We start from the raw sequence: 25,241 nt of genomic DNA on the forward strand, positions 1-25,241 counted from the left end.
GGGGGCGATCAGACGAGGGACTTGATGGCGTCGCTCAGCACGCCGAGGCCCTCACGGAGCAGGTCGTCGCCGATCACCAGCGGCGGCAACAGCCGGATCACGTTGCCATAGGTGCCGCAGGTCAGGACGATGACGCCCTGGGCGTGACATGCCGCGGCGACCGCCTTGGTGAGGTCCGGGTCTGCTTCCCGCCCTCCGGGGCGGATCAGTTCGATCGCCATCATGGCGCCCCGCCCGCGGATCTCGCCGATCACCGGCTTGCCCTGCGCGGCAAGCTCATCGGCCGTCTCGGAGAGGACGGAGGTGATGATCTCGCCGATGGTGCGGGCCCGCCCGGCCAGATCGAGGGTTTCCATCTGCTCGATCGCGGCGAGGGCCGCGGCACACGCGACCGGGTTTCCGCCATAGGTGCCGCCGAGTCCGCTGGCGTGCACCGCGTCGAGCAGTTCGGCGCGGCCGGTCACTGCCGAGAGTGGCATGCCGCCGGCGATGCCCTTGGCCATGGTGATCAGATCGGGGACGACGCCCTCGTCCTCACACGCGAACCACGTTCCGGTGCGGGCGAATCCGGCCTGCACCTCGTCGGCGATGAAGACGACGCCGTTCTCGCGGCACCACTGCGCCAGGGTGGTCAGGAATCCCGGTGCGGGGACGATGAATCCACCCTCGCCCTGGATGGGTTCGATGATGATGGCGGCGAGCGAGTCGGCGCCGATCTGTGTCGTCATCGCCGAGATCGCATGTTCGGCTGCGGCTTTGCCGTCCGCGCCGAACTGGTCACGGAATGGGTAGCTCATCGGCATCCGGTACACCTCGGGGGTGAACGGACCGAAGTGCGCCTTGTACGGCATGTTCTTCGCGGTCAACGCCATCGTCAGATTGGTGCGGCCGTGATAGGCGTGGTCGAAGGCGACCACCGCGTCACGCCCGGTCGCCAGGCGCGCGATCTTCACCGCGTTCTCGACGGCCTCGGCACCCGAGTTGAACAGGGCGGTGCGCTTGTCGTGATCACCGGGGGTGAGCGCGTTGAGTTTCTCGGCCACCGCGACGTAGCTGTCGTAGGGCGCGACCATGAAGCAGGTGTGGATGAGGTGGGCGGCCTGGCCGCCGACGGCTGCGGCCACCGCGGGGTTGGCCGAGCCCACCGACGTGACCGCGATACCCGAGCCGAGGTCGATCAGCGAGTTCCCGTCGACGTCGACGAGGACGCCACCGTCACCGTCGGCGGCGTAGGACGGCAGGATCGAACTCACCCCGGCGGCCACCGCGGCGGAGCGGCGAGCACCCAGCTCGATCGACCGCGGGCCCGGCAGATCGGTCACCAGCCGTCGCTCCTGGGGCAGGCGGTAGACGATTTCGGTGGCGGAAGCGGTCATCGGGTGTCACCTCGTGCTCGTTGTGTGGGGGCCTGTTGTGTGGGGGCCTGGAGTGTGCGGCCGCACTGGGCGCTGCTGGTGATCAGTGTTCGCCCAGTGACCCGGTTCACGCGCCTGACAATATGTCCATCGATTTCCTGGTGACACTCCACGATGTCCAGTCCGGGCGTACGGTGAACGGGTGTCGACGTCCGTTCGCTGGCTGATCGCCCAACGCAGCCTCGAATTGGTGCTGCATGCCGGCGGTGCGGGCCTCGAACGCCCCATCGACAGCGCGGTCAGTTCCGAGCTGCTCACTGCTGCCGAGTGGATGGTGGGCGGCGAGGTGCTGCTCACCACCGGACTCCGACTCACCGAGGACCCCGCCGAGCAGCAACGCTATGTCCGCTCCCTCGATGAGGTCGGGGTCGCCGCCCTCGGTTTCGGGGTGGGCCTGGGCTTCGACGCGATACCGCAGGCGATGATCAGTGCCGCCGACGACGTGGGCCTTCCGTTGTTCGAGGTTCCGCTGCACATCCCGTTCTCGGCGATCACCCGCGCCCTGCTCGACCAGATCGCCGCCGGCCGCTCGGCCCGCCTGGTGTCGGCGACACGCGCGCAACCCCGCATGACACGTGCCGCGGTGGCTCGCGGCCCGGCCGCGGTGGTCGGTGAACTCGGCGACGCGATCGAGCGTCGGGTGCTGCTCCTCGACGCCAACCACGCCGAGGTGGCGTCCGCGCCCGCCCCGCCCGACCCTGACGATCTCGCCCGGGTCCGTGCCCTCGTCGCCCGCGACCCGGCGTCGGCGGGTGCGGTGTTCGTCGCCGACGACGTCACCTTCATGGTCACCCGGATCGGCTCGGCCACAAGGACATTCGGATTCCTCGGCGTCGTCGGTGCGCCGCTCGACGAGGTCAACCGGATGCTGGTCGGCCACGCCACCTCGTTGTTGGCCATCGAATACGCCAAACCGCAGGAGGTGCGTCGGGAGATGGCCCTGCTGCAAACCGACGTGCTCGGATCGGCACTCGACGGAGTCGTCGGGCCCACCGCGCTGCGGGTGTTGCGGCGCGCCGCAAGCCCCGACGACGCGGTGCGGGCGGTCGTGTTCACCTTCGCCGGTGACGCCGATGCCGAGCGGGGGCAGGCACGCCTGACCGACGAACTCGAACGCCGGTGGCGCCCGGTGTTCGTGCACCGCGCCGGGGCCGAGGTGGCGACCCTGCTGCGCGGCGACGACCCCGTCGATGTGGCGATCGGCCTGCTGAGCGTGCTCGCGACCGCGGCGACGGTGCGCGGCGGGATCGGCCCGCCGGTCCGCCTGGCCGACGCGGCGGGGACGCCCGACACCACCGCGGTCGCCGCGTCGGTCACGCAGGCCCGCATGGCCTGTCGATCGGCCGCGGTGGGGCAACTCGTCGACCTCGACGACGCGCAGTCGCTGCTGGCGGTCGACCCGGTCCGACAAGCGTTGGCCGACAACCACGATCGGCGTCTCGCGCCGATCCTCGACCACGATCGTCTTCAGGGCACAACGCTGCATCAAAGTCTGCTGGCGTATCTCGAGGCCAACGGAAACTGGGGGAGTGCCGCCACCGCACTCGGCGTGCACCGACATACCCTGCGCAGCCGGATCGAGCGCGTCGAGGACATGCTCGCCATCGACCTCGCCGATGCCCGCACCCGCGCCGAACTGCTGCTGATGATGCTCGGGGCCGACGCATGAGGCGCGGGGTGCTCGCCACGATGCTCGCGGCGCTGCTGATCCTCGTCGTCGGCTGCGGCGCCGACGACGGATCTCCCGCGCCGTCCTCGTCGTCCTCGTCGTCCCCGAGTTCGACCGGCACCGCCCCGGCCGCGACCCCATATGTGAACCTCGGCGACAGTTACGCCGCGGGCGCCGGAGCGCTTCCGGTGCAAGCGGACTCACCGTTCCTGTGTCAGCGGTCGGCGATCAATTTCGCCCACCTCGTCGCCGCGCAACGCCGGTTGCCGCTGACCGACGTGAGCTGCTCGGGTGCCGACACCGCCGACCTGACCACGAGCCAATACTTCGGCATACCACCACAACTCGACGCACTCGGGCCGCAGACCCGCCTGGTGACGCTGATGCTCGGCGGCAACGACGAGAACACCTTCGGCGGCGCGATCAGCAAGTGCGGTGACGCGATCGCCGGCAGCACCGGCGTCCCCACGGGCTCGCCGTGCCGGGATCGCTACGGCTCGGAGTTGACCGCACCCATCGACGCCGACATCTACCCCGCTCTCGTCGACGGCCTCGCCCGGATTCGCGCCCGCGCCCCTAACGCCCGCGTCGTCATCGTGGGCTATCCGTGGATTCTGCCCGCCACGCAGGGCTGCTACCCGGCGATGCGTGTCGCGCCCGGCGACGTGCCGTATCTGCGTGGACTGCAGGCCGACCTCAACGACGCAGTGCGTCGCGCCGCCGAGAAGACCGGCGTCACCTTCGTCGACATGTCGCAGGTGTCGCAGGGCCACGACGCGTGCGCGGGTGCGGCGCGCTGGATCGAACCGCAGCAGGGCACCACGGCGCGGATCACGGTGCATCCCAACGCCCGTGGCCACGAGGCCATCGCGGCGCGGATCGAGGCTGCGCTGGGGCGGTGAGCACGTCCCGGCAGCGCCCTGACCAGGCCGAATTTCTCTCACTCGGTGCCATTTGGAACACTGGAGGCCGTGAGCAGATCCGCCGACGTCGCCGTGAAGTCCAGTGAGCTGTTCGAACGGGCGCAACATGCGATCCCCGGTGGGGTCAACTCGCCGGTGCGTGCGTTCTCCGCCGTCGGCGGCGATCCCCGGTTCATCGCGTCGGCCACGGGCTGCACGCTGACCGACGTCGACGGCAACGACTACGTCGACCTGGTGTCGTCGTGGGGGCCGATGATCCTCGGTCACGCCCACCCCGCCGTCGTCGAGGCCGTGCAGCGAGCCGCCGCGGGCGGACTGTCGTTCGGCGCGCCCACCGAGTCCGAGATCGAGCTGGCCGAGGAGATCATCGACCGCGTCGACCCGGTGCAGCGGGTGCGGCTGGTCAACTCCGGCACCGAGGCGACCATGTCGGCGATCCGGTTGGCCCGCGGCTTCACCGGCCGCCCCAAGATCATCAAGTTCTCCGGCTGCTACCACGGCCACGTCGACGCACTGCTCGCGGACGCCGGCTCGGGTGTGGCCACCCTCGGCCTGCCGACCAGCCCCGGCGTCACCGGTGCCGCCGCCCACGACACCCTCGTGCTGCCCTACAACGACCTCAAGGCCGTCGCGAAGGCCTTCGAGGAGTTCGGTGACGACATCGCCGCGGTGATCACCGAGGCCGCCGCGGGCAACATGGGCGCCATCGCCCCGGTCGACGGTTTCAACGCAGGCCTGCGTGAGCTGACCCGCCGTCACGGTGCCCTGCTGATCATCGACGAGGTGATGACCGGATTCCGGGTCAGCCCGGCCGGCTGGTACGGACTCGAGGGTGTCGGCGCCGACCTCTACACCTTCGGCAAGGTGATGAGCGGTGGCCTGCCCGCCGCCGCCTTCGGCGGTCGCGCCGACGTCATGGAGCGACTCGCCCCGACCGGCCCCGTCTATCAGGCGGGCACGTTGTCGGGGAATCCGGTGGCCGTCGCCGCCGGCCTGGCCACGCTGCGAACCGCCGACGCGGCGGTCTATTCGGCCCTCGACGCCAACGCCGACCGCCTCGCCGGCCTGCTCACCGACGCCCTGCAGACCGCCGGGGTCGCCCACCGCGTACAGAAGGCCGGCAACCTGCTCAGTGTGTTCTTCACCACAGACGACGCCGCCGACACCAGCATCGTCGACTACGCGGGCGTGAAGGCCACCCAGACCTGGCGTTTCGCACCGTTCTTCCACGCCCTGCTCGACGCCGGTGTGTACCCGCCGCCCAGCGCGTTCGAGGCCTGGTTTGTCTCGGCGGCGCTGGACGAGGATGCTTTCACTCGAATTGCCGACGCGTTGCCGGCCGCTGCGCGGGCCGCGGCAACCGCGCCCACTCCCGGGGAGAGCTGATGCACACGATCGTTCACATGATGCGCCATGGTGAGGTGCACAATCCCGACGCCATCCTCTACGGACGGCTGCCCGGCTTCCATCTCTCCGACACCGGTCGCGCGCAGGCCCGCAAGGTCGCCGACGCGCTGGCCGACCACGACATCACCGCCGTGTTCGCCTCCCCGCTGCAGCGCGCACAGGAGACCGCCGGACCGATCGCCGCCGCCCACGACCTGCCGATCCTCACCAACGACGAACTCATCGAGGCCGACAACATCTTCGAGGGACTCAAGGTCTCGGTCGGCGACGGCGCGTTGCGCAAGCCGCGGCACTGGCCCAAGCTGCGCGACCCGTTCACCCCGTCGTGGGGCGAGCCGTACATCCAGCTCGCGCACCGGATGCTGGCCGCGGCCAACAAGGCCCGCGACGCCGCCCGCGGCCACGAGGCCGTCTGCGTGAGTCATCAGCTGCCGGTGTACACGTTGCGCCGCTTCCTCGAGGGCCAGCGCCTCTGGCACGATCCGCGTCGTCGCCAGTGCTCGCTCGCGTCGTTGACCAGCCTCATCTACGACGACGACGCCCTCGTCGACATCATCTATTCCGAGCCGGCCGGTGCGTCGGATCCACTCGTGACCGGGGCCTGAGCAGGAGAGTGTTGAACGCGTGAGGGTGCGAGATCGTGGTGGTCGTGACGTGTGTCCGACCCCGTCGGAACGAGGCCACCGGCACCCCTCGCGACCCCGCGCCCGACTTGTCGCAAACGCGCCGATCGTGAGAATCGTTGCCGCGCTGCTGGTTTCACTGGCGTTCGGGGTGGCGTTGACCGCGTGCGGTACCGGCGACGACGCGGTCTCGCAGGGCGACACCTTCCAGTTCGTCTCACCCGGTGGGCAGACCGTCATCACCTACGATCAGGCCGACCGCAAACACATCGCCGACGTCTCCGGCGAGAACCTGACGACCGGAAAGCCGTTGTCGCTCAGCGACCCCGAGTTCGCCGACAAAGCCGTCGTGATCAATGTGTGGGGCTCGTGGTGCGGCCCGTGCCGCGGTGAGGCGTCGGCCCTCGAGCAGGTCTACGAGCAGTACAAGGACCAGGGCGTCAACTTCCTCGGCATCAATCTGCGTGACAATCAGCAATCGGCACAGGATTTCGTGGACGACCGCCACGTCGGGTATCCGTCGATCTACGACTTTGCCGGGGCCTCGCTGGCCGCGCTGACCACCCCGACGTCGGTGGTGCCGACGACCATCGTGCTCGACCGGCAGCATCGCCCGGCCGCGGTGTTCCTGCGCGCGGTCAGCGCCGACGAACTCGGCGCGATGGTCGGCAAGGTGATCGCCGAGGACCCGGCACCCAGTGGTTCCCCGGCATCGAGTACTTCCACGGCGCCCGCGTCGTCCACCCCTGCGTCTGCCGCTCCGTCGTCTGCCGAGGTGCCCCAGTGAGCGGTATCGGACAGACCTTCGCCGACACGGTGTCCTCCGGGCCGCTGCTGCTCGGGGTGGCCGCGGCGGCGGTCGCCGGGATGGTGTCGTTCGCCTCGCCGTGCGTGGTGCCACTGGTCCCGGGGTATCTGTCGTATCTCGCCGGACTCGTCGGTGCCGAGGCCCCCGCGGTCACCGTCGGCGAACCGGCCAAACGCGGTCGCTCGCGCGTCGCGGTGGCCGCCCTGCTGTTCGTCCTCGGGTTCACCGTCGTCTTTGTCGCCGCCACCGCGACGGTGATCGGTTTCACCAGCACCGTCATCGTCAATCACGAACTGCTGCAACGCATCGGCGGGGTGGTCACCATCGTGATGGGGCTGGTGTTCATCGGTCTGATCCCGATGATGCAGCACGAGGTCCGGATGGCCCCGCGGATGGTGTCCAACATCGTCGGTGCCCCGTTGCTCGGTGCGGTGTTCGCGCTCGGCTGGACGCCGTGCCTGGGGCCGACGCTGGCCGCGGTCATCGCCACCGCGTCGGGTACCGAGGGCGCGACCGCCGCCAAGGGCGTCACCCTGATCATCGCGTACTGCCTGGGTCTGGGCATCCCGTTCGTGGTGCTCGCGTTCTCCTCGGCGTGGGCGTTGCGCAGCCTCGGCTGGCTGCGCAACCATGCCCGCGCCATCCAGGTCTTCGGAGGTGTCATGTTGATCCTCGTCGGTATCGCGCTGGTCACCGGACTGTGGGATCAGTTCATCGTCTGGGTGCGCGACGCCTTCATCACCGATCAGGTGTTGCCGGTATGACCCGCGCCGACACCGCGCTCGCCGACCACCCGGCCCAACCCACCCCGCCGCGCCGCCCGCACTGGGTGCTGCGCCGGGTGCTGTGGCCGCTGCGCAACCTGTGGCGGTCGCTGACCTCGATGCGCACCGCGCTGGTGCTGCTGTTCCTGCTCGCGCTCGCCGCGATCCCCGGAGCCCTGCTCCCACAGCGCGAACTCAACGAGCAGAAGACACTGAAGTACATCTCCGACCACGGCACCCTGGGCATGTGGATGGACAAGCTGCAGCTGTTCGACGTGTTCTCCAGCGCCTGGTTTACCGCGATCTATGTGCTGCTGTTCGTGTCGTTGGTGGGCTGCCTGACCCCGCGACTGATCGAGCACGCCAAGAGCCTGCGCGCCAAACCGGTTGCCGCGCCCCGCAATCTGAGTCGCCTGCCGCGTCACCTCACCACCACCGTCGACGGTGATCCCGAGGAGATCGCCGAGCGGGTCTCGTCGAACCTGCGGGGCTGGCGCCGCAACATCGTCGTCCGTGATGACGCAGCAGCGGGCGACGACGCGGCAACAGGCGACGACGCGGCAACAGGCAAGGTCGTCGAGGTCTCGGCGGAGAAGGGGTATCTGCGCGAATTCGGCAACCTGGTCTTCCATTTCGCCCTCCTCGCCCTGCTGGTGTCGATCGCGCTCGGCAAGCTCTACGGCTACGAGGGCACCCGCAGTCTCGTCGCCGACGGCGAGGGCCTGTGCAACACCTCGACCGCGGTGTACGACTCCTTCCGGGCCGGCGCGATGGTCGACGGCACCGACCTCAACCACTTCTGCTTCAAGGTCGACGCGTTCTCGGCGACCTTCCTGCCCAACGGTCAGCCCGACATGTACGACGCGAAGATGTCCTATACCAAGGGCGCCGGCACCTCCGCCGGCGACTGGCATCAGAGGTCGGTGAAGGTCAACGACCCGCTGCGGGTCGCCGGCGACCGCGTCTACGTCCTCGGCAACGGATTCGCCCCCACGTTCACCGTCACCTTTCCCAACGGGGAGAAGCGCACCCAGACCGCCCTGTTCATCCCCGACGAGCTGCAGACGATGCTCTCCTCGGGCGCGGTGCGCTTCGACACCCCGGCCGGCCTCTACCCCGACGAGGACGTGCGCCGCAAGAACCAGATCGCCATCGAGGGACTTTTCGCCCCGACCGCGGATTACCAAGGGACCCTGCTCAGTTCGTCGTCGCCGGTGCCCAACGACCCGCAGGTCGCGATCCGCATCTACAAGGGCGACACCGGACTCGACACCGGCCTCCCGCAGAACGCCTACTCGCTCGACCAGAGCCTCATCAACCAGGGCAGGCTGCAACGACAGGCCCAGGTGAACCTCGCCAAGGGCGCCAGCACGACCCTGGCCGACGGCACCGTCGTCAGCTTCGACGGCTACCAGCGCTGGGTGTCGGTGCAGGTCTCGCACGACCCCGCCCAGGACTGGGTGCTGGTGTCGGCGGTGGCGATGCTGATCGGTCTGCTGGTGTCGCTGCTGGTGCGCCGACGCCGGATCTGGGTGCGGCTGGTGCCGGCCGATCCGGACCGGACGGGCACCGACAACGGCAAACGACGTACGGTAGTAGAAATCGGCGGCCTCGCCCGGACCGATCAGGCCGGTTGGGGCGAGGGTTTCGACGAGCAGGCGGCCGGGTTGGTGGAGCCCGGCGCTGGCTCGGCGAAACGCATGTCGAGATGGCGCAAACTCTGACACGGGCGCACCCACGGCGGCCGCATGTTCTTCCGCAGGACTGATGAGGTGAATCGATGAACACTGGTACAGAGCACGTCGACGAGACGCTCGCCCGGTACTCCGACCTGCTGTTCGGAACCGCCATCACCGTCTACGTACTGGCGATGCTGCTGTTCCTCGCGGCCCTCGCCGGCGCGCGGACCAGGCGTCTGGCGTCCAAAGAACTCGTCGGGGCGGGCGTCGGATCGGGTGCCGGCGCAACCGGTGCCTCCGGGGACCGCACCCCCGGCAAGATCGCCGATACCGCGAGCCGCCGGACCTTCTCCGAGACCCTCGGCGCCATGGCCTATCCGGTGGTCTTCGTCGGTTTGGCCGCGCACATCGCGTCCATCGTCTGCCGCGGGATGGCCGTCGATCGCGCGCCCTGGGGCAACATGTACGAGTTCATCTCGCTGACCTGTGCGGCCGGTGTCGTCGCCGGTGTCGTCGTGCTCCGCAAACCCGCGAACCGACCGCTGCTGTCGTTCGTGCTGGTCCCGGTCGCGCTGCTGATGTTCATCGCCGGCACTGAGCTCTACACCCAGGCCGCCCCGGTGGTGCCCGCGCTCAAGTCGTACTGGCTGGCCATCCACGTCTCGATCATCTCGGTGAGCTCCGGAGTCCTGCTGGTGTCGGGGGTGTCGAGCATGCTCTATCTCGTCAAAATGCAGTGGGGCGAGAAGGCCGAGTCCCTCGAACGCACCGAGACCGGTGCCAAGGGTGCGGTGATGCGGCTGGTCGCGCACATCCCGGGCGCCGACGCCCTCGACCGCCTCGCCTACAAATGCGTCGTCTTCGGCTTCCCGCTGTTCGGCCTGGGCGTCATCTGCGGCGCCATCTGGGCCGAATCCGCGTGGGGACGCTTCTGGGGCTGGGACCCCAAGGAGACCGTCTCGTTCATCGCGTGGGTGATCTACGCGGCCTACCTGCACGCGCGTGCCACGGCCGGCTGGCGCAACACCGCAGCCGCCTGGATCAACGTCGCAGGCTTCGTCGCGATGCTCTTCAACCTGTTCATCATCAATCTGGTGGTCTCCGGTCTGCACTCCTATGCAGGCCTGTGAGTAGCGCAGACTGAGTAGCGCAGCACTTCTGCAACACGCATACACGAACGCGCCCCCGGAGCGGAGAACTCCGGGGGCGCGTTCGTTGTTTGTATCGGGACGAGGTCGATCAGTGATCGTCAGTGCTGGTGATCGTCTGGGTCGGACCCGTTGGTACCGCGGCTGCGACGGTCGAGATCCATCAGGAACTCGGGATCGTCGTCGGGGCCGACCGGACCGCGTTTGGCGGCCGGTACGCGTGTGCCGTCGTCATCGATCAGGCTGGAACCGAAAACGCGCCACAACAGAAAACCGACGGCCATGATGCCGACCAACGTGAGCAGAAATGCCATGGCAACCTCCCACTCACCACATTACGCGACGGTAGACGCGAGATGCGTCGTCCGACCGACGTCAAAAGTGCAGGTGTTGGGCGGCACTGAGGTGGTACGGCGTGCGCACGTATGCGCCGATGGCGTGGCCCGGTCGGCGTCGTGTGGACGGCGACACCGACCGAGCCTGCCGAGGCTGTGCTGTCTCTCAGGGCACGCGGCGGTTCAGCAGGGCGACGACGTCTTCCTCGCGGAAGCGACGATGCCCGCCCGGGGTACGGATCGAGCCGAGGATTCCCGAGCTGGCCCACCGCGCGACGGTCTTGGGATTCACATTGAACATCGACGCCACCTGTCCGGGGGTCAGCGTGTGCTGGCTCGCCATGCCCGGGGTGATCATCGACAGCGGGTTGGAGTGAATTGCGGTCATGGGAGGACTCCCTCGTGTGTCCGTGCCGAGAACCTGACGCTCTCGGACCCTTCGCGCGCAGTCGCGCGCTGACTCAATGAATACACGCAAAACGCCCAGGTACTCGAACCGTCAGCGGTAGGTAAAGAGAGTGCAAAGAAGCCTGTGACCTGCGCACACGTCCGACCAGTGCCTTTTACGTCCCCTTTGCCGACCCCGGTGACACCCTTGGTACAAAGTGGGCCCTCGACCGCTCCTCGACGTGCACGCCGACCGGGTGCACTTTTGCGTCGACCGTGCGCTCATTCGCGTCGACCGTGCGCTCAATCCCGTCGACCGTGCGCTCAATCCCGCCGACCGTGCGCTCATTCGCGTCGACCGTGCGCTCATTCGCGCCGACTGTGCGTCGATTCGCGTCGATCGGGCGCTCGCCCCTCACCGAGCGGGCAGACCGCGGCGGGTCGCCGGGCCGCGCCACAACGTACGCTGGTCGCCGTGAGTGAAGAGCGTAAACCGCAGGTCGGTATGGGCAGCCTCCTGGCGTCCATCGGCCTGTACACCCTGGCCCGTCTCGTGTTGGTGGTCGCGGTGGCCGCGATCATCATCGGCATCGGCAAGCTCGCGGGCGTCAACGTCCCACTGCTGGTGGCCGCGGTGTTCGGGGTCCTGATCGCGCTGCCGCTGGGCATGGTCGTGTTCAAGTCGCTGCGCACCCGCGTCAACACCCAGATCTCCGCCGTCGACGAGCAGCGCCGCAAGCGCCACGACGAGCTGCAGTCGAAGCTGCGTGGCAGCTGACCCGAGCCGACCCGAGACGATGAGCCCCGCACGCACCATCGACATCGATCGTCGCGCCGACCGCTCGTGGGCCGACAACGCGGTCCGGCTGATCGAGGCCGACGCGCGCCGTAGCGCCGACACCCATCTGCTGCGGGTGGAGCTACCCGTGTGGTCGCGCTGGACCGACGCCGACGGCACGCCGGGCGGCGTCGACCTGTACCTCAAGGACGAGAGCACCCACCCGACCGGCTCGCTCAAACATCGACTCGCGCGATCGCTGTTCCTGTATGCGATCTGCAACGGCTGGATCACCGAGGGCACCACCGTCATCGAGGCGTCGTCGGGATCGACCGCGGTCAGCGAAGCCTATTTCGCGCATCTGATCGGTGTGCCGTTCCTCGCGGTGATGACGTCGTCGACCTCGCCCGCCAAGACCTCCCTGATCGAAAGGGAAGGCGGCCGTTGCCATTTCGTCGAACGGCCGGCGCAGGTGTACGCCGAGGCGTTGCGTCTCGAGGCCGAACTCGGCGGACACTTCATCGACCAGTTCACGATGGCCGAGCGCGCCACCGACTGGCGTGGCAACAACAACATCGCCGAGTCGATCTTCGCGCAGATGGCCGACGAGGAGCACCCGATCCCGACGTGGATCGTCGTCGGCGCGGGCACCGGCGGCACGTCGGCGACCCTGGGCCGCTATCTGCGCTACCGCCGTCACCCCACCTGGCTGGCCGTCGTCGACCCGGAGAACTCGGTGTTCCTGCCCGCCTACGAGAGCGGCGACGGCACCCTGACCTCCGAGATCGGTTCGCGCATCGAGGGAATCGGCCGCCCGCGTGTCGAGCCTTCCTTCGTTTCCCAGGTCATCGACCGCATGATCGGGGTTCCCGACACCGCCTCCATCGCCACCGCGCGCTGCGTCAGCGAACGTCTGGGCCGCCGCGTGGGCGGGTCCACCGGCACCAACATGTGGGGCGCATTGAAACTGGTCTCGGAGATGGTTGGCGGACGACAGTCCGGCAGCGTCGTCACCCTGCTGTGCGATCCCGGAGAGCGCTACAGCACAACATATTTCGACGACGACTGGCTCACCGCTCAGCAGCTCGACCTCACCGCACCGACCACGGTGCTCGACGAGTTCTTCGCCACCGGCCGGTTCACCGGCTGATCCGGGGCCGACGTACACCGACGCCCGCGCCACCGCGCTCGCTACCATCGACCCATGGCCGTGGGGGAGCGCAACCTCGTCGAGGCAGTCGACGTCGTCCGTGAATACCAGTTGGGACAGGAGCGGGTACGCGCCCTCGACGGGGTGAACCTGACACTGCCCGGCGGGCAGTTCGTGTCGATCGTCGGCCCCTCGGGCGCCGGCAAATCGACGTTGCTGCACGTGATGGGCGCACTCGACACCCCCACATCGGGCTCCATCCGCGTCGACGGCGTCGATCTCGGTGCCCTCGACGACAACGCCGCCTCCGAGTTCCGGCGGCATCGCGTCGGCTTCATCTTCCAGTTCTTCAATCTCGTCCCGACGATGTCGGCGTGGGAAAACGTTGCGCTGCCCCAACTTCTCGACTCCAAGTCGCTGCGCCGGGCCAAACCCCGCGCGGTCGAGCTGTTGGAGCGGGTCGGTCTCGGTGACCGCATCAACCACCGGCCGTCGGAGCTGTCGGGCGGGCAGATGCAGCGCGTGGCGATTGCCCGCTCGCTCATCATGGAGCCGGCGATCCTGCTCGCCGACGAGCCGACCGGCAATCTCGACTCCACCACCGGTCAGTCTGTGCTGCAACTGCTCTCCGACGTCGCCCACGGTTCCGGCGCCCATGATGAGCACAGTGGCCGGCTGGTCGTCATGGTGACCCACGACGAGCACGCCGCGGCGGTCGCCGACACCACGATCACCGTTCGGGACGGAAAGATCGCGTGAGCGCAGGCGCCGGTGGTCTCGTCGCCGGCTTCCTCGCCGGCTTCACCCGCATCCGGGTGCTCAATCTGCGGGAGATCCGGACCCACCGGATGCGCGTGGTCACCTCGCTCAGTGTGGTCGTGGTGTCCTCGGCGTTGCTGGTCGCGGTGTTGGGCACCTACGGTTCGTTCACCGCCTCGGTGCGGGCATTCAACTCGGCGATCTCCGGTGCCGCCGACCTCGAGGTCGCGGCCATCGCCGATTCCGGTGTGGACGCGGGTCTGGCCGCCGAACTGCGTCGTGACCTGCCCGACGCCAAGGCCGTGGTCCCGTTGATCCGCGGGTCGATCACCGTGGGCGGCACGCAGATCCCGTTGCTGGGCTCCGACTTTCGGGTCACGGCGTTGTCGGGGGATCTCGCGGCCGCGCAGGGCGGGGTGTCGATCTCACCGGCCGACCTGGAGAACGGGATCATCGCCGGACCCGCCGCCGGACTACGTGAGGGACAACAACTCACGATCGGTGACGACGAGGTACGCGTCGCCCGGGTGGTCACCGGACCCGACGCCGACAAGCTCAACGAGGGTAGGTACGCGTTCGCGTATCTGCCGCTGGCGCAACGTCTCACCGACCTGGCCGGCCCGGCGGGCACCGCGGGGCGGGTGACCTCGATCCTCCTCGTCGCCAAGCCGGGAGCCGACGTCGGACATCTGCGCGCGGAGGCCACCCGGGTCGTCGACGGCCGTGCTGTCGTGGTGAACCCCGACTTCCGGGCCAAGCAAGCGGAATTGGCGAGCTCGGTGACCCGCGACTCGACGCTGCTGGTGGCGTTGGTGTCGCTGGTGATCGCCGCGTTCCTGGTCTTCAACACGATGAACATGGCGGTGGCCTCCCGGCGCCGGTCTCTGGCGATGGTGCGCGCATTGGGTGCCCGCCGCACCCACCTCGTCGGCGACATGCTCGGCGAGGCAGCGCTGTTCGGCATTGTCGGCGGTGCGATCGGGGTACCCGTCGGCGTTCTCGCCGGACGTTGGGCGGTCTCTCGGGTCCCGGAGACCACCCGCGACGGGGTGACCATCGCGATCACCTACCATCTGCCCGCGTATGTACCGGTCGTCGCGATCCTCGCCTGCGTCGTCTCTTGCGTCGGTGCGACGAGTTTGGCTGCGCGGTCGGTGTTCTCGGTGTCCCCGGTAGAGGCGATGAGTCCCGGCGAGGTAGCCGACGGTGTGCCCCGCCGAGGGGTGGCGGTGTGGGCGGCGGGAATCGTCGGCGTCGCCGCGGTGATCGGCGCGTGGATCATCGTGCTCACCGTCCCCGGTAGGCCGGCCATCGTCGCCGGGGCGGTCTACGCCGTCGGCGCGTTGCTGATCTGCTTCGCGCTCACCCGACCGCTGGTCACCGCAGTCGTGCTGTTGGCCAAGGTATTCCGCGGCCCGGGTCGCCTGGCTTCGGTGAACACCGGGCGCGCCCCGCGCCGTGCGTGGGCCACCCTGATGACGGTGGCCGTCGCGATCGCCGTCGGCATGGGAACCTCGGGAGCCCTGGACAATCTCGTTTCGTCGATCTCCACCTCCCTCGACGGCCTCGGCGATCCGGACTTCTACGTCTCCTCCTCCACCGAGGACGAGGTGCCGCTGGGCCCTGTCCTGCCGCCGCAGATCGCCACCGAGGTCGCCGCGGTACCCGGGGTGAGCGCGGTGATCGGCGGGCAATGGGCCAACGTCAACATCGGTGAGGACCGCGCGCTCGTCCAGGGCCTGGTGCCCGGCTCACGCGCCCCGTTCATGCGCAAGGCGAGCCCCGACGCGGTCCGGCAGGTCCTGGCCGGCGACGGGATCATCCTGTCGAATGTGCTGGCCCGCGCCCTCGGCGTCCACACCGGCGACGTCCTGCGCATCGCCACGCCGACGGGCTTCCAGCAGACGGTGGTGCGCGACACCGTCGACTACGTCGCCATCGACTCCGGCACCGCCGCGGTGTCGAGCGCCGTGCTCGGCCGCTGGTTCGACCGGCCCGGCGACACCTACCTCCAGGTGATCACCGCGCCCGGCGCCGACAAGGCGCAGGTGCGCGCGGCCCTCGACCGCATCGCTGCACAGATCCCGCTCGACGGCGGAGTGCACGCCCACGTCTACACCGGGGCCGAGGCGCTCGCCGCCACCCAACGCCAAGCCCAGCAGGCCGGCGGCTTCACCGTCGCCATCCAGTGGATCGTGTCGGTGGCGGCCGCCGTGGCATTGCTCAACACCCTGTTGCTGTCGGTGATCGAACGCCGACGCGAACTCGGCGTCCTGCGCGCCATGGGCGCCTCCCGACGCTTCCTCTCCCAGATGGTGCTCGCCGAAGCCGGCGCGGTCGCCGTCGTCGGCGCCCTCCTCGGACTCGTCATCGGGGTGGTCCTGCACGTGCTGAGCGACGAGATACTCAGTGCCACCACCTCATTGGATATCGCTTACTCGCCCCGGCCGATCACCCTCGTGTTCGTAGGGGTATCGGTGGTGCTCTGTCTCGTCGGCGCGCTGGTGCCCGCCCGCCGGGCCGCACGCATGAACATCACCGAATCCATCGCCAACGAGTAGCGCCCCACTCTCGCGACAGCGCCCTGCCCACCGCCGACAGCGCTCGTCACCCCGCCGACGGCGCTCGCCACCCCGCCGACAGCGCCCTTCCCACCGCCGACAGCGCTCGTCACCCCGTCGACGGCGCCCTCCATCGCGCCGACAGCGCTCTCCCCATCGCGCCGACAGCGCCCTCCCCATCGCCGACAGCGCTCTCCCCATCGCCGACAGCGCCCTCCCCATCGCCGACAGCGCCCTCACCGCCGCCGACGTCGCCACCCCGTCAAACTTCTCGTCAATAATTCTTGACAACACCACGACGTCAACATAACCTGACAACATGCACGACGAACAGACCAACGAACCCACCGAGGCCGACCGCCTCGCCGGGGCCGCCGCGAGCGACGACCCTTCTCGAGGTCTGGCCGCGGTACGCGCCCTGCGCACCTTGGCCGACCGCCTCGAGGAAGTTCAGGTCGCCAACGCCCGTGACCAGGGCTGGAGCTGGCAGGCGATCGCAGATGTTCTGCAGATCAGCCGGCAGGCCGTGCACCAGAAGCACTCACAACGCGATGCCCAGTGATGGGCCGCACGACTTCGTAAGGAGAACCATCATGTTCGGTCGATTCACTCGAGACGACAAGATGCTGCTGGCATTCGCCACGCAAGAAGCCGCCGACCTGGAACACCACCGGCTCGGCAACGACCACCTCATCCTCGGGATGCTGTGTAACGCACGTACGCCGCTGTACGGCGTGCTCACCGAGGCGGGGTTGAACCTGATCGACGCGCGAGACGCCTCCCGCGCCTATCACGACGAGAACGACACCGACGACGACGCCGCTGCCGAGCAGAGCGCCGCCGACCGCTACGAGGAAGACCGAGAAGCGTTGCGCTCCATTGGAATCGACCTGGACAAGGTACGTGCCGCGGTCCGCGACCGCTTCGGCGACGACCTCGCCGACGGCTGGGCCGAGCGCCCGCAACGAGGCCGCGGGCGTGGACGCGGGGACTGCGGCCCCCGAGGAGGCCGGGGTCGTGGACATGGCCACGGTCGTGGTCGCGGACGCGGCGGCTTCGGACCGCAGGCCTGGGGCCCACAACCGTGGGGGCCGCAAGCCTGGGGACCCCAGGGCTTCGGGCCGCAGGGGTACGGACCGCAGGGTTGGGGTCCGACGCCCTGGACCCCGCAGGACGCCGACGCCGAGGACGGACAGTCCGAGGGCTGGGGCCCCGACCGCCGCGGACGTGGCTGGGACGGACCCGGATTCGGCCCCGGCGGACCCTTCGAGCCCGGACGCGGCCGACGCGGTCCGCGCGGTCGCGGCATGCGCCCGCGTTTCGCCCCCGAGACGCGTCAGGCGCTCGAGGCGGCGGTCGGTATCGCCCGTGAACGCAACGATCGTGGGCTGCGTGCCGAGTACCTGCTGCTCGGCATCATCGAGGTCGCCGACCCCGCGTCGGTGGCCGTGATCAATTCGGCGACCACGCCGGACGATCTCAAGGCCGCGATCCTCGCGAGCCTGCCGGAGGCGCCGGCCGGGGTCTGATCCCCGCCGCGCCGAGGAGAAAGCCGGCCGTACGCACCACGCGTACGGCCGGCTTTCGGTGTCCGCTGCGCCGGAACCGGGCGTATCGGACGCCTGCGCACGCGGGTACGGTGATGGGCGCACGGACTCGTCGGTCACGCCGACGCCCGAATCCGACGACCCCACACCAGGAGATGAGCACCACCGATGAGCCGGTCCCGATATCGCGCCCACCCGCTCGTCCTGCGATGCGTTCAGGTGCGCGCGGTCACCGACGTCACCCCGCGCATGCGGCGCGTCACCGTCGGCGGTGAGCAACTCGGCGCCTTCACCCGCGACGGAATGTCGTTCCCCGCCTTCGCCGCTCCCGCGTTCGACGACCACATCAAGCTCATCTTCGCTCCAGGCGCCGACATCACCGATGCGCTGCCGCGCCAGCAGGAGAACGGCATCGACTGGCTGCCGTCGGAGCATCGTGTGACGCGCGATTACACTCCGCACCACCACGATCCGCAGGCGCTCGAGATGCAGTTGGACTTCGTCGTCCACACCGACGGCGACGCGTCGGGTCCAGCCGAACACTGGGTGCGCTCGGCGCAGCCGGGCGACGATCTCTGGTTCGCCGGCCCCAAGGCCTCCAGCGTGATTCCCGACGACGTCGCCGAACTGCTGCTCATCGGCGACGAGACGGCGATTCCCGCGATTGCCCGCTTCTTCGCCGAGCGTCCGCTGCATGTGCCGACTCGTGCGATCCTCGTCGTCGCGTCACGGAATGCTGTGCAGGACATCGTGATCGGTGACGGCGACCGACTTGACTGGGTGATCGGTGCGCCCGGCGACCGTGACGCGCTGCTGGCCGCGGTAGCCGAGGCTGCGCCGGTGCATCGACCCGCCTATGTGTGGGCGTCGGCGGAGAGTCGGGCGTTGCTCGCGCTGCGCCGACTCGTGACCCGGGACTGGGGTATCCCCAAGTCGCACACCGACATCACCGGCTATTGGCACATCCGTGACGAACCTGCCGATGCTGCGGCAGACGGCGAATCACCCACTGCGGGTGTACCCGTCATGCCGATCGGGTCGCCGGTGGCGTGGATGGCCACGCGCGCGGCCTTGCGACTCGGGGTGATCGACGCACTCGCCGGTGGGGGCCGCTCCCGCGGAGCGGTCGCCTCGGCCGCCACAATCCCTGCGGCGAGCCTGGATTCGCTGCTGGGTGTTCTCGTTCCCTGCGGTGTCCTGGGAGTTCGCGACGACGAGGTCGTCCTCGGCCCGGTGGGGGAGCGGTTCCTCGATGACGAGCACGCCCGGGAGGAGTTCGACGGTCTCTACGCCGAGCAGGTGCTCGCCCTCGGCGGACTCGCTGACGCGTTGCAAGCCGGGCGACCGGCCTGGGCGGAGCATACGGGTGACACCCTGAGGACACATGTGGCGACGTCGGCGGAGAACTATGCAGAACTGGTCGAGGAAGCCGAGGGGCTTGTCTTCCTGATGCCCGCACTCGCCGCACTTCCCCTGTGGTCCAAGTATTCTCGAATCTCGATCGGCGGCCCGGCCGCGCTCGTCGTCGCCGACGGACTGCGCACCGGCGGGGTTCGCGCCGCATTGACCGTGGTAGAGGAACCGGCGCCGCTGGCCGCGTTGCGCAGCGACGACCCTCCGCCCGGCGTCGACTTCGCCGATGACTGGGGCACCCCGGATGCCGTCGTGCTTGCAGGTGCCGTCGAGCATCGCACCGACGACGAGATCATCGACCATCTCGACAGCGTGCGTGCCGCCGCCGACACCCTGTTGCTGATCGAGTCGACCGAAGCCGACGCCCTGAACGCCCGGGCCGCCGAGATGGCGGTGGTGGCGCTCGGAGCCGTCGGGGCGCCGCCGCGCACCGGTGCCGACCTGAAACGCCTCGCGCGCGCCGCCGGCTGGTCCGTCGCCTCGGCCACTGCTCTCGGCTGGGGCGTCGAGTGTCTCGAGTTGTCGCCGACCCAGCCCGGCTGACGCCGATCTAGCCGACAGCGGCTTCCCTGACGCCGACAGCGCCCTCCCAGACGCCGACGGCGCCCTTCACCTCGCCGACAGCGCCCGGTTCGGCGGAGGCTGGTAGAACTGGTCATCATGCCGCCCGCACCATCCCTGCAGCTCGACGACATCGTCGACGCCGCGATCCGACTCATCGAACGTGATGGAGTCGAGGGCCTGAGCATGCGGCGGCTCGCGAGTGAACTCGGGTCCAAACCGATGACGCTCTACAACTACGTCGACAACAAGTCCGAACTGCTGCAGCTCGTTCTCACCGAGGTCGCCGCGCGCATCCCGTGGTCCCGTCCCGAGGGGCCACCACGCGAGCGGATGATCGCCGTCGCCGTCGACATGTACAACGAGCTCGCCGCGATTTCCTGGATCGTCCCCATCCTGCGTGAGGGCACCACAGTCGGTGCGCCTGCACTCGTCCTTGCCGACACCTTCGTCTCTGCCGCAATCGAACTCGGCGTCGACGAGGTGACCGCGATGTCGACGTGGCGCTCGGTCTGGTACATCGTCGCCTCCGAGTTGCAGTGGCAGGACACTCTGGCCCGACGCCGGCCGGGTGAGAAGTCGTGGCATCAAACGATCGACCCCGACCTCCTCACCGACGTGCCCACCATCGCGCGGCTGCTGCCGCATCTGATCGAGTACTCGCGCGAGTTCCGGGTTCGCGACGCGGTGGCGGCGCAGATCGACGGCGTGCTGTCCCATCTGAACGACTGACCCGACCGGCCGGATCTCCGGGCGCTGTCGGCACCTACCAGGGCGCTGTCGGCACCTACCAGGGCGCTGTCGGCACCAACCAGGGCGCTGTCGGCACCAACCAGGGCGCTGTCGACGCGAACCAGGGCGCTGTCGACGCCAACCAGAGCGCTCTCGACATCCACGGGTACCCAGGCTAGCCTTCAGTACGCGTACGTAAACGTACGCGTACTTAATCCTAGTCGAGAGGCCTCACCGTCAATGACCCTCACGCCGACGACGACACCCACCCATCACCGCGCCCTGGTCGGGACCATCTTCACCCTGCAGTTCCTGGTCGCGCTCGACATGTCGCTGGTCAACATCGCCCTGCCGGCCATGCGCGCCGACCTCGGGTTCACCGCCTCGGGGCTGCAGTGGGTCGTCAACGCCTACCTGCTGACCTTCGCCGGGTTCATGCTCCTCGGCGGCCGCCTCGGCGATCTCTGGGGCCGCCGGACCGTCATCCTCGCCGGACTCACGGTGTTCGCCGTCGCGAGCATCGTTGGCGGATTCGCCACCAACCCAGCCATTCTCGTGGCTGCCAGAGCGATCCAGGGAGTCGCGGCCGCCCTGCTCGCGCCCGCATCACTGGCGCTCGCCTCGAGCGCCGACCCGGCCGTTCGCAAGACCGCGATGGCGTTCTGGGGCGGTGCCGGAGCTGCCGGAGGTGCCGTCGGTGTGGTTCTCAGCGGGTTGCTCACCGACTGGTGGTCGTGGCGTGCAGTGCTTTTCGTCAACGTGCCGATCGTCGTCATCGCACTCCTCGCCGCTCTGCGCGGTGTCGACGCCGGGCATCGGCGCAGTGTCGGGCGTCTCGACGTGCCCGGTGCGGTCCTCGTCACCGCCGGAGTTGCCTGTCTGGTGTTCGCGGTCGCCGCCGCCGGCGACCACGGGTGGTCCTCGGCGCGCGCCCTGATCGGCTTCGCCGCTGCGGCACTACTGCTCGTGGGGTTCGCCATCGTGGAGCGCACCGCCGACCATCCGCTCATGCCGCCTCGGCTTCTCACGACCCGAAGCATCGTGGGCGCGAACATCTTCGGGTTCATGCTCGCCGCCGGTCAGCTCGCCGCCTTCTACTTCGCCTCGCTCTACGTGCAGACCGTGTGGAACGTCGACTCCGACATCGCCGGGCTGCTGTTCCTCCCGTTCTGCGGCGGAGTCGTTGTCGGAATTGTCCTTTCGGGAAAGCTGTCGCCGAAGATCGGTGCCCGCAACAGCATCGGTGTCCTGGGCCTCCTCGGCGCCGCCGGACTCGGGTTGTTCGCAGTGATGCCCGACGAGTTCGATTTCTGGCGTGGAATCCTGGCGCCGTCGCTCGTCGCGGCGATCGGCATCGGCGGATCGATGGTCCTCGTCGGCGCGGTGGGCACGAGCGGCGTCGACTCCGCAGAGGTCGGTGTCGCCTCCGGCGTGCTCAACAGTTCGCGGCAACTCGGCGGCACGATCGGGCTGGCGGTGCTCGTGACGATCGCGGCGAGTCAGGCCGTCCCGGCCGACGGCTATCACCTCGGATTCGCCGTCGGGGCCGCCTTCCTGCTCGCCGGCAGCGTCGTCGCCTGGGCGGTCTTGCCGCGGCATGAGGTCGCAAGTACCGCGCCGTGATCCGCATGGCACGATCGAGTGCGTGGCAACCGCAACGCAGTGGATAGCAGGCGCCCGTCCGCGCACCCTCCCCAACGCGATCGCCCCGGTGGTCGCCGGGGTCGGCGCCGCGCTCTACGCCGGCGGCGACTCGTCGGCCGATGTCGTCTGGTGGAAGGCCGCGTTGGCGCTCGTCGTCGCGATCGCACTCATCATCGGCGTGAACTTCGCCAACGACTATTCCGACGGTATCCGGGGCACCGACGACGAGCGGGTCGGCCCCATGCGGCTCGTCGGGTCGGGGGCCGCCCAGCCGTCGGCGGTCAAGGCCGCCGCCTTCGTGTGCTTCGGGATCGGCGCGATCGCCGGACTGGTCCTCGCGGTGACGACGGCCTGGTGGCTGGTCGTCCTCGGCGCGATCTGCATCGCCGGGGCGTGGTTCTACACCGGCGGGTCCAAACCGTACGGCTACTACGGCCTCGGTGAGATCGCCGTGTTCACCTTCTTCGGTCTGGTTGCCGTACTCGGCACGCAGTACGTCACCTCGGGCCGGGTCGACTGGGTGGGTCTGGTGTGCGCGATCGCGGTGGGCTCGATCTCGACGGCGGTGCTCGTCGTCAACAATCTGCGCGACATCCCCAGCGACACCGAGTCGGGCAAGATCACCCTCGCCGTGCGTCTCGGCGATCGGCGTACCCGTGGCCTCTACGTCGGCCTGCTGGCGGTACCACTCGTCGCCAGTTGCGTTCTCGCCCTGGCAACCCCGTGGTCACTGATCGGTGTCGCGGTCGCGCCCGTCATCTGGCTCGCCGCCCGCCCGGTTCTGCGAAAGGCGTTGGGCCCGGGTCTCATTCCCTCCCTGGGTGCCACCGGCATCGCGATGCTCGTGTGGTCGATCCTCGCCGCGATCGCGTTGGCCGTCGGCTGAATCCGATACGCCTCAGCGGCATCTCGTGCTGATCGCGGTCGTACTGCCGTAGAAGTCGCGCGGGTAGGTGTAGCCGTTGTGGGCGACGCTTTGCACATATCCGGCGTCCTGTCGCACCGCAGCATCCGGGAACGCGTAGGCGAGGTCTGCCAGGTGACGCAGCGCCGGACCGATCGCGGCCCGATCGGCACCGCCGTTCTCGACGGTCACCGCCGCCGCGGCGTCATACGCCCGGCACAGGTCGGCCACCGACGTCGTCGCGAGCCTGTCGCGCTGGGGCGCCAGCACGATCTCGGTGACCGCGGGAGCCGATGTCGTTGCTCCGAGCACGGGTTCGTCGTCGGAGGCGCATGCGGCGGCGCCGAGTGCGACGGTGATCAGGGCGATCACCAGGCCGATCCTCCGATGCATCCGCCCAGCATAGAAGCCCGGCCCGCACGGCACACTCGGCCGATCAGGTGAATTCCGCCGGGTCAGCGCATCTCGACGTCAGTACGGCTGCAACGAGTATCGGCTGCCGCCGCGCGCGGCGTTGCAGAACAGGGTCCGAGCCCTCGAGTCACGCGCCATCGCATCGGTGTTGACACAGGATTGACCGGACGCCGCCAGCACGACATTCGGATTCTGCGGCGTCACACGGCGTTCCGGTGCCCACACATATGTGCCGGTACCACGGACCTGGACACAGAACGCTCGCTTGTTGGTGATCGTATGGCCCTCTTGCCATTTGAACGAGCTGCAATAGTCGCCGAATCGGACATCGGGGACCGGGATGAACGGTGGCCACCAGTCCACCGACGCGAACGGAGAGGTTCGCGGGGCAGGCTGCGGCGGTAATTGCGGAGGTGCCTGACGCGGAGCCGACGGGGCCGATGGTGCTGGTGGCGCAGGCGGCGTGGCGGGCGGACGTGAACCCGACCCGGAGCCGGTCTCACAGGCGATCCCGTCGTTGTCTCGATCGAGCGCGGAGCGGTAGCCCGGGTCACCGCGATAGAGCGGTGCGGCCCCGGCCGCGCGCGCTTCAGAACAATTCGAGTAATACGGTGCGCTCTGGGCGGGGCCGGCGGCGAGTGCCGAACCTGCGATTCCGGCACCGATGAGACTCGCACCGATGATGATTCGACGAATCCTGCTCATGTGTCCACTCTCGAGAAAAGGCGATGTCGTCGTCATTGTGCCGCGCCGTGGGCGGTCTGTCGGCATTATCCGTGTCCGTCGATCAGGGGAAATCCGCACGCGGATCATCCGCGGTCGGCGCCGCCGCCCTCGGTGAGAGCATCACGCAGCGAACGGATCTCATCCCGCAGTTCCCGGATCTCGGTGGCGGTCGCCGCGCGTTCGGCGTCGTCCTCCTCGGCGACCCGCTGCACGATCCAGGAGGCGATGGTGGCGGTGATGACGCCGATGAGACTGATCCCGCCGATCATCAACAGCACGGCCACGATTCGCCCGGTGATGCTGACCGGCGCGAAATCGCCGTAGCCGACGGTGGTGACGGTGACGAACGACCACCACACCGCATCGCCGAACGAGGTGATCGTCGCACCGGCGTGCCCACGCTCGGCGTCGTAAACGGCAAGGGAGGCAACGTAGATCAGCAACACCGAGCTCGCCGCGGTGTAGACGATCACCTTTCCGCGGATGGCCCCGCCGATCGCCTTCTGCAACGCCCCGACCAACACGACGAGACTGACCAGTCGCAGTGGCCGCAGCATCGGCAGGACGACCACCGCGAGGTCGAACAGATGTCGGACAAACCAGCGTCCTCGTTCGGGAGCGATCACCAGTCGAGCCACGTAGTCGACGGCGAAGGCCAGCCACGACACCACCAGCACCACGTGCAGTGCCGTCAGCCACACGCTGTCGGGATGGCCGAGGATCTGAAAGGAGTACGCAACCAAGAAGATCGTGGCGATGATCGCCAGGGGCCACTCGGCGCGGTGCTCCCACCCGGCGAGCAGGTCGACGCGGCGGTCTCGGGATGTGGTCATCTCGCCTCATTCGCTCTCGGTACGTCCACGGTGCGCGCCGTGCCTGTCGAGAATCATCACC

At 68.9% G+C, this 25,241-nt stretch carries 25 protein-coding genes; 19 read left to right on the forward strand and 6 right to left on the reverse strand.

Annotated features, from left to right (window positions below):
- Positions 1 to 8: 8 nt before the first annotated feature.
- On the reverse strand, positions 9 to 1,376 hold the full coding sequence (gene gabT / locus J6U32_RS07805; RefSeq protein WP_208794470.1) for a 4-aminobutyrate--2-oxoglutarate transaminase: 1,368 nt from the start codon (positions 1,374 to 1,376) through the stop codon (positions 9 to 11).
- A gap of 181 nt (positions 1,377 to 1,557) precedes the next feature.
- On the opposite strand from gabT, the gene J6U32_RS07810 reads away from it, so the two are divergent.
- The 8 genes from J6U32_RS07810 to ccsB all read left to right on the forward strand — a co-directional run bounded on the left by J6U32_RS07810 (position 1,558) and on the right by ccsB (position 10,418).
- On the forward strand, positions 1,558 to 3,084 hold the full coding sequence (locus tag J6U32_RS07810; protein WP_208794471.1) for a PucR family transcriptional regulator: 1,527 nt from the start codon (positions 1,558 to 1,560) through the stop codon (positions 3,082 to 3,084).
- Positions 3,081 to 3,986: an SGNH/GDSL hydrolase family protein gene (locus J6U32_RS07815; protein WP_208794473.1), complete on the forward strand. Its 906-nt coding sequence runs from the start codon at positions 3,081 to 3,083 to the stop codon at positions 3,984 to 3,986. Before J6U32_RS07810 ends, J6U32_RS07815 begins: the two co-directional genes overlap by 4 nt.
- Positions 3,987 to 4,055: 69 nt before the next feature.
- Positions 4,056 to 5,393, forward strand: a complete 1,338-nt coding sequence (gene hemL / locus J6U32_RS07820; protein ID WP_208794475.1) for a glutamate-1-semialdehyde 2,1-aminomutase — start codon at positions 4,056 to 4,058, stop codon at positions 5,391 to 5,393.
- Positions 5,393 to 6,019, forward strand: coding sequence for a histidine phosphatase family protein (locus J6U32_RS07825; RefSeq protein WP_006372682.1), 627 nt, complete (start codon positions 5,393 to 5,395; stop codon positions 6,017 to 6,019). Before hemL ends, J6U32_RS07825 begins: the two co-directional genes overlap by 1 nt.
- A gap of 127 nt (positions 6,020 to 6,146) precedes the next feature.
- A complete protein-coding gene (locus J6U32_RS07830; RefSeq protein ID WP_208794477.1) occupies positions 6,147 to 6,824 on the forward strand; it encodes a TlpA family protein disulfide reductase in 678 nt (225 codons plus the stop codon).
- A complete protein-coding gene (locus J6U32_RS07835; protein ID WP_208794479.1) occupies positions 6,821 to 7,609 on the forward strand; it encodes a cytochrome c biogenesis CcdA family protein in 789 nt (262 codons plus the stop codon). The genes J6U32_RS07830 and J6U32_RS07835 overlap by 4 nt, the downstream gene beginning before the upstream one ends.
- Complete coding sequence (resB, locus tag J6U32_RS07840) at positions 7,606 to 9,333, forward strand: cytochrome c biogenesis protein ResB (RefSeq protein ID WP_208794481.1); 1,728 nt, start codon at positions 7,606 to 7,608, stop codon at positions 9,331 to 9,333. Before J6U32_RS07835 ends, resB begins: the two co-directional genes overlap by 4 nt.
- Positions 9,334 to 9,389: 56 nt before the next feature.
- Positions 9,390 to 10,418, forward strand: coding sequence for a c-type cytochrome biogenesis protein CcsB (ccsB, locus tag J6U32_RS07845; protein WP_208794483.1), 1,029 nt, complete (start codon positions 9,390 to 9,392; stop codon positions 10,416 to 10,418).
- Positions 10,419 to 10,537: 119 nt separating this feature from the next.
- Here ccsB and J6U32_RS07850 read toward each other — a convergent pair whose 3' ends face one another.
- Both J6U32_RS07850 and J6U32_RS07855 read right to left on the reverse strand, forming a co-directional pair.
- Complete coding sequence (locus tag J6U32_RS07850) at positions 10,538 to 10,750, reverse strand: hypothetical protein (RefSeq protein ID WP_079928893.1); 213 nt, start codon at positions 10,748 to 10,750, stop codon at positions 10,538 to 10,540.
- Between the two features lie 187 nt (positions 10,751 to 10,937).
- The gene (locus J6U32_RS07855) at positions 10,938 to 11,159 is read right to left on the reverse strand and encodes a BldC family transcriptional regulator (protein ID WP_079928894.1); all 222 of its coding nucleotides are present in this window, start codon (positions 11,157 to 11,159) and stop codon (positions 10,938 to 10,940) included.
- A 217-nt stretch (positions 11,160 to 11,376) separates the two neighbouring features.
- Between J6U32_RS07855 and J6U32_RS07860 the strand changes: the two genes are divergently transcribed.
- The 11 genes from J6U32_RS07860 (at position 11,377) to J6U32_RS07910 (ending at position 23,189) form a co-directional block, all read left to right on the forward strand.
- Positions 11,377 to 11,637: a hypothetical protein gene (locus J6U32_RS07860; protein ID WP_208794485.1), complete on the forward strand. Its 261-nt coding sequence runs from the start codon at positions 11,377 to 11,379 to the stop codon at positions 11,635 to 11,637.
- A 26-nt stretch (positions 11,638 to 11,663) separates the two neighbouring features.
- Complete coding sequence (locus J6U32_RS07865) at positions 11,664 to 11,936, forward strand: DUF4229 domain-containing protein (RefSeq protein ID WP_208795999.1); 273 nt, start codon at positions 11,664 to 11,666, stop codon at positions 11,934 to 11,936.
- A 19-nt stretch (positions 11,937 to 11,955) separates the two neighbouring features.
- Positions 11,956 to 13,086, forward strand: coding sequence for a PLP-dependent cysteine synthase family protein (locus J6U32_RS07870; RefSeq protein WP_208796000.1), 1,131 nt, complete (start codon positions 11,956 to 11,958; stop codon positions 13,084 to 13,086).
- A gap of 54 nt (positions 13,087 to 13,140) precedes the next feature.
- A complete protein-coding gene (locus J6U32_RS07875; protein ID WP_208794487.1) occupies positions 13,141 to 13,845 on the forward strand; it encodes an ABC transporter ATP-binding protein in 705 nt (234 codons plus the stop codon).
- Positions 13,842 to 16,406, forward strand: a complete 2,565-nt coding sequence (locus tag J6U32_RS07880) for an FtsX-like permease family protein (protein WP_208794489.1) — start codon at positions 13,842 to 13,844, stop codon at positions 16,404 to 16,406. The genes J6U32_RS07875 and J6U32_RS07880 overlap by 4 nt, the downstream gene beginning before the upstream one ends.
- A 319-nt stretch (positions 16,407 to 16,725) precedes the next feature.
- On the forward strand, positions 16,726 to 16,968 hold the full coding sequence (locus J6U32_RS07885; protein WP_006372671.1) for a helix-turn-helix domain-containing protein: 243 nt from the start codon (positions 16,726 to 16,728) through the stop codon (positions 16,966 to 16,968).
- 31 nt (positions 16,969 to 16,999) lie between these two features.
- Entirely contained in the window at positions 17,000 to 17,935 is a 936-nt protein-coding gene (locus J6U32_RS07890) for a Clp protease N-terminal domain-containing protein (protein ID WP_208794491.1), read from the forward strand.
- A gap of 186 nt (positions 17,936 to 18,121) precedes the next feature.
- Positions 18,122 to 19,909 carry a siderophore-interacting protein gene (locus J6U32_RS07895; RefSeq protein WP_208794493.1) on the forward strand — a complete coding sequence of 596 codons (1,788 nt, stop codon included), beginning with the start codon at positions 18,122 to 18,124 and terminating at the stop codon, positions 19,907 to 19,909.
- 117 nt (positions 19,910 to 20,026) lie between these two features.
- The gene (locus tag J6U32_RS07900) at positions 20,027 to 20,659 is read left to right on the forward strand and encodes a TetR/AcrR family transcriptional regulator (RefSeq protein WP_208794495.1); all 633 of its coding nucleotides are present in this window, start codon (positions 20,027 to 20,029) and stop codon (positions 20,657 to 20,659) included.
- Positions 20,660 to 20,899: 240 nt separating this feature from the next.
- Positions 20,900 to 22,282 carry an MFS transporter gene (locus J6U32_RS07905; protein WP_208794497.1) on the forward strand — a complete coding sequence of 461 codons (1,383 nt, stop codon included), beginning with the start codon at positions 20,900 to 20,902 and terminating at the stop codon, positions 22,280 to 22,282.
- A gap of 22 nt (positions 22,283 to 22,304) precedes the next feature.
- Positions 22,305 to 23,189, forward strand: coding sequence for a 1,4-dihydroxy-2-naphthoate polyprenyltransferase (locus J6U32_RS07910; protein WP_208794499.1), 885 nt, complete (start codon positions 22,305 to 22,307; stop codon positions 23,187 to 23,189).
- Positions 23,190 to 23,201: 12 nt separating this feature from the next.
- On the opposite strand, the gene J6U32_RS07915 is transcribed toward J6U32_RS07910, so the two are convergent.
- From J6U32_RS07915 to J6U32_RS07925, 3 genes are all read right to left on the reverse strand, one after another.
- On the reverse strand, positions 23,202 to 23,600 hold the full coding sequence (locus tag J6U32_RS07915) for a hypothetical protein (protein ID WP_208794501.1): 399 nt from the start codon (positions 23,598 to 23,600) through the stop codon (positions 23,202 to 23,204).
- Positions 23,601 to 23,678: 78 nt separating this feature from the next.
- Positions 23,679 to 24,326 (reverse strand): excalibur calcium-binding domain-containing protein, encoded by a 648-nt coding sequence (locus J6U32_RS27280; RefSeq protein ID WP_244332682.1) that lies wholly within the window; start codon positions 24,324 to 24,326, stop codon positions 23,679 to 23,681.
- A gap of 104 nt (positions 24,327 to 24,430) precedes the next feature.
- Positions 24,431 to 25,180 carry a potassium channel family protein gene (locus tag J6U32_RS07925; protein ID WP_208794503.1) on the reverse strand — a complete coding sequence of 250 codons (750 nt, stop codon included), beginning with the start codon at positions 25,178 to 25,180 and terminating at the stop codon, positions 24,431 to 24,433.
- Positions 25,181 to 25,241: the final 61 nt, after the last annotated feature.

This window comes from Gordonia polyisoprenivorans (genome assembly GCF_017654315.1).
In the GTDB taxonomy this organism is placed as follows: domain Bacteria; phylum Actinomycetota; class Actinomycetes; order Mycobacteriales; family Mycobacteriaceae; genus Gordonia; species Gordonia polyisoprenivorans_A.

Coding starts and splice junctions, on each gene's coding strand:
- J6U32_RS07885 (WP_006372671.1), top strand. CDS start 16,726: ATGCACGACGAACAGACCAACGAACCCACCGAGGCCGACCGCCTCGCC.
- J6U32_RS07865 (WP_208795999.1), top strand. CDS start 11,664: ATGGGCAGCCTCCTGGCGTCCATCGGCCTGTACACCCTGGCCCGTCTC.
- J6U32_RS07825 (WP_006372682.1), top strand. CDS start 5,393: ATGCACACGATCGTTCACATGATGCGCCATGGTGAGGTGCACAATCCC.
- J6U32_RS07870 (WP_208796000.1), top strand. CDS start 11,956: ATGAGCCCCGCACGCACCATCGACATCGATCGTCGCGCCGACCGCTCG.
- J6U32_RS07900 (WP_208794495.1), top strand. CDS start 20,027: ATGCCGCCCGCACCATCCCTGCAGCTCGACGACATCGTCGACGCCGCG.
- J6U32_RS07895 (WP_208794493.1), top strand. CDS start 18,122: ATGAGCCGGTCCCGATATCGCGCCCACCCGCTCGTCCTGCGATGCGTT.
- ccsB (WP_208794483.1), top strand. CDS start 9,390: ATGAACACTGGTACAGAGCACGTCGACGAGACGCTCGCCCGGTACTCC.
- J6U32_RS07815 (WP_208794473.1), top strand. CDS start 3,081: ATGAGGCGCGGGGTGCTCGCCACGATGCTCGCGGCGCTGCTGATCCTC.
- gabT (WP_208794470.1), bottom strand. CDS start 1,376: ATGACCGCTTCCGCCACCGAAATCGTCTACCGCCTGCCCCAGGAGCGA.
- J6U32_RS07925 (WP_208794503.1), bottom strand. CDS start 25,180: ATGACCACATCCCGAGACCGCCGCGTCGACCTGCTCGCCGGGTGGGAG.
- J6U32_RS07905 (WP_208794497.1), top strand. CDS start 20,900: ATGACCCTCACGCCGACGACGACACCCACCCATCACCGCGCCCTGGTC.
- J6U32_RS07850 (WP_079928893.1), bottom strand. CDS start 10,750: ATGGCATTTCTGCTCACGTTGGTCGGCATCATGGCCGTCGGTTTTCTG.
- J6U32_RS07890 (WP_208794491.1), top strand. CDS start 17,000: ATGTTCGGTCGATTCACTCGAGACGACAAGATGCTGCTGGCATTCGCC.
- J6U32_RS07875 (WP_208794487.1), top strand. CDS start 13,141: ATGGCCGTGGGGGAGCGCAACCTCGTCGAGGCAGTCGACGTCGTCCGT.
- J6U32_RS27280 (WP_244332682.1), bottom strand. CDS start 24,326: ATGAGCAGGATTCGTCGAATCATCATCGGTGCGAGTCTCATCGGTGCC.
- J6U32_RS07915 (WP_208794501.1), bottom strand. CDS start 23,600: ATGCATCGGAGGATCGGCCTGGTGATCGCCCTGATCACCGTCGCACTC.
- J6U32_RS07855 (WP_079928894.1), bottom strand. CDS start 11,159: ATGACCGCAATTCACTCCAACCCGCTGTCGATGATCACCCCGGGCATG.
- resB (WP_208794481.1), top strand. CDS start 7,606: ATGACCCGCGCCGACACCGCGCTCGCCGACCACCCGGCCCAACCCACC.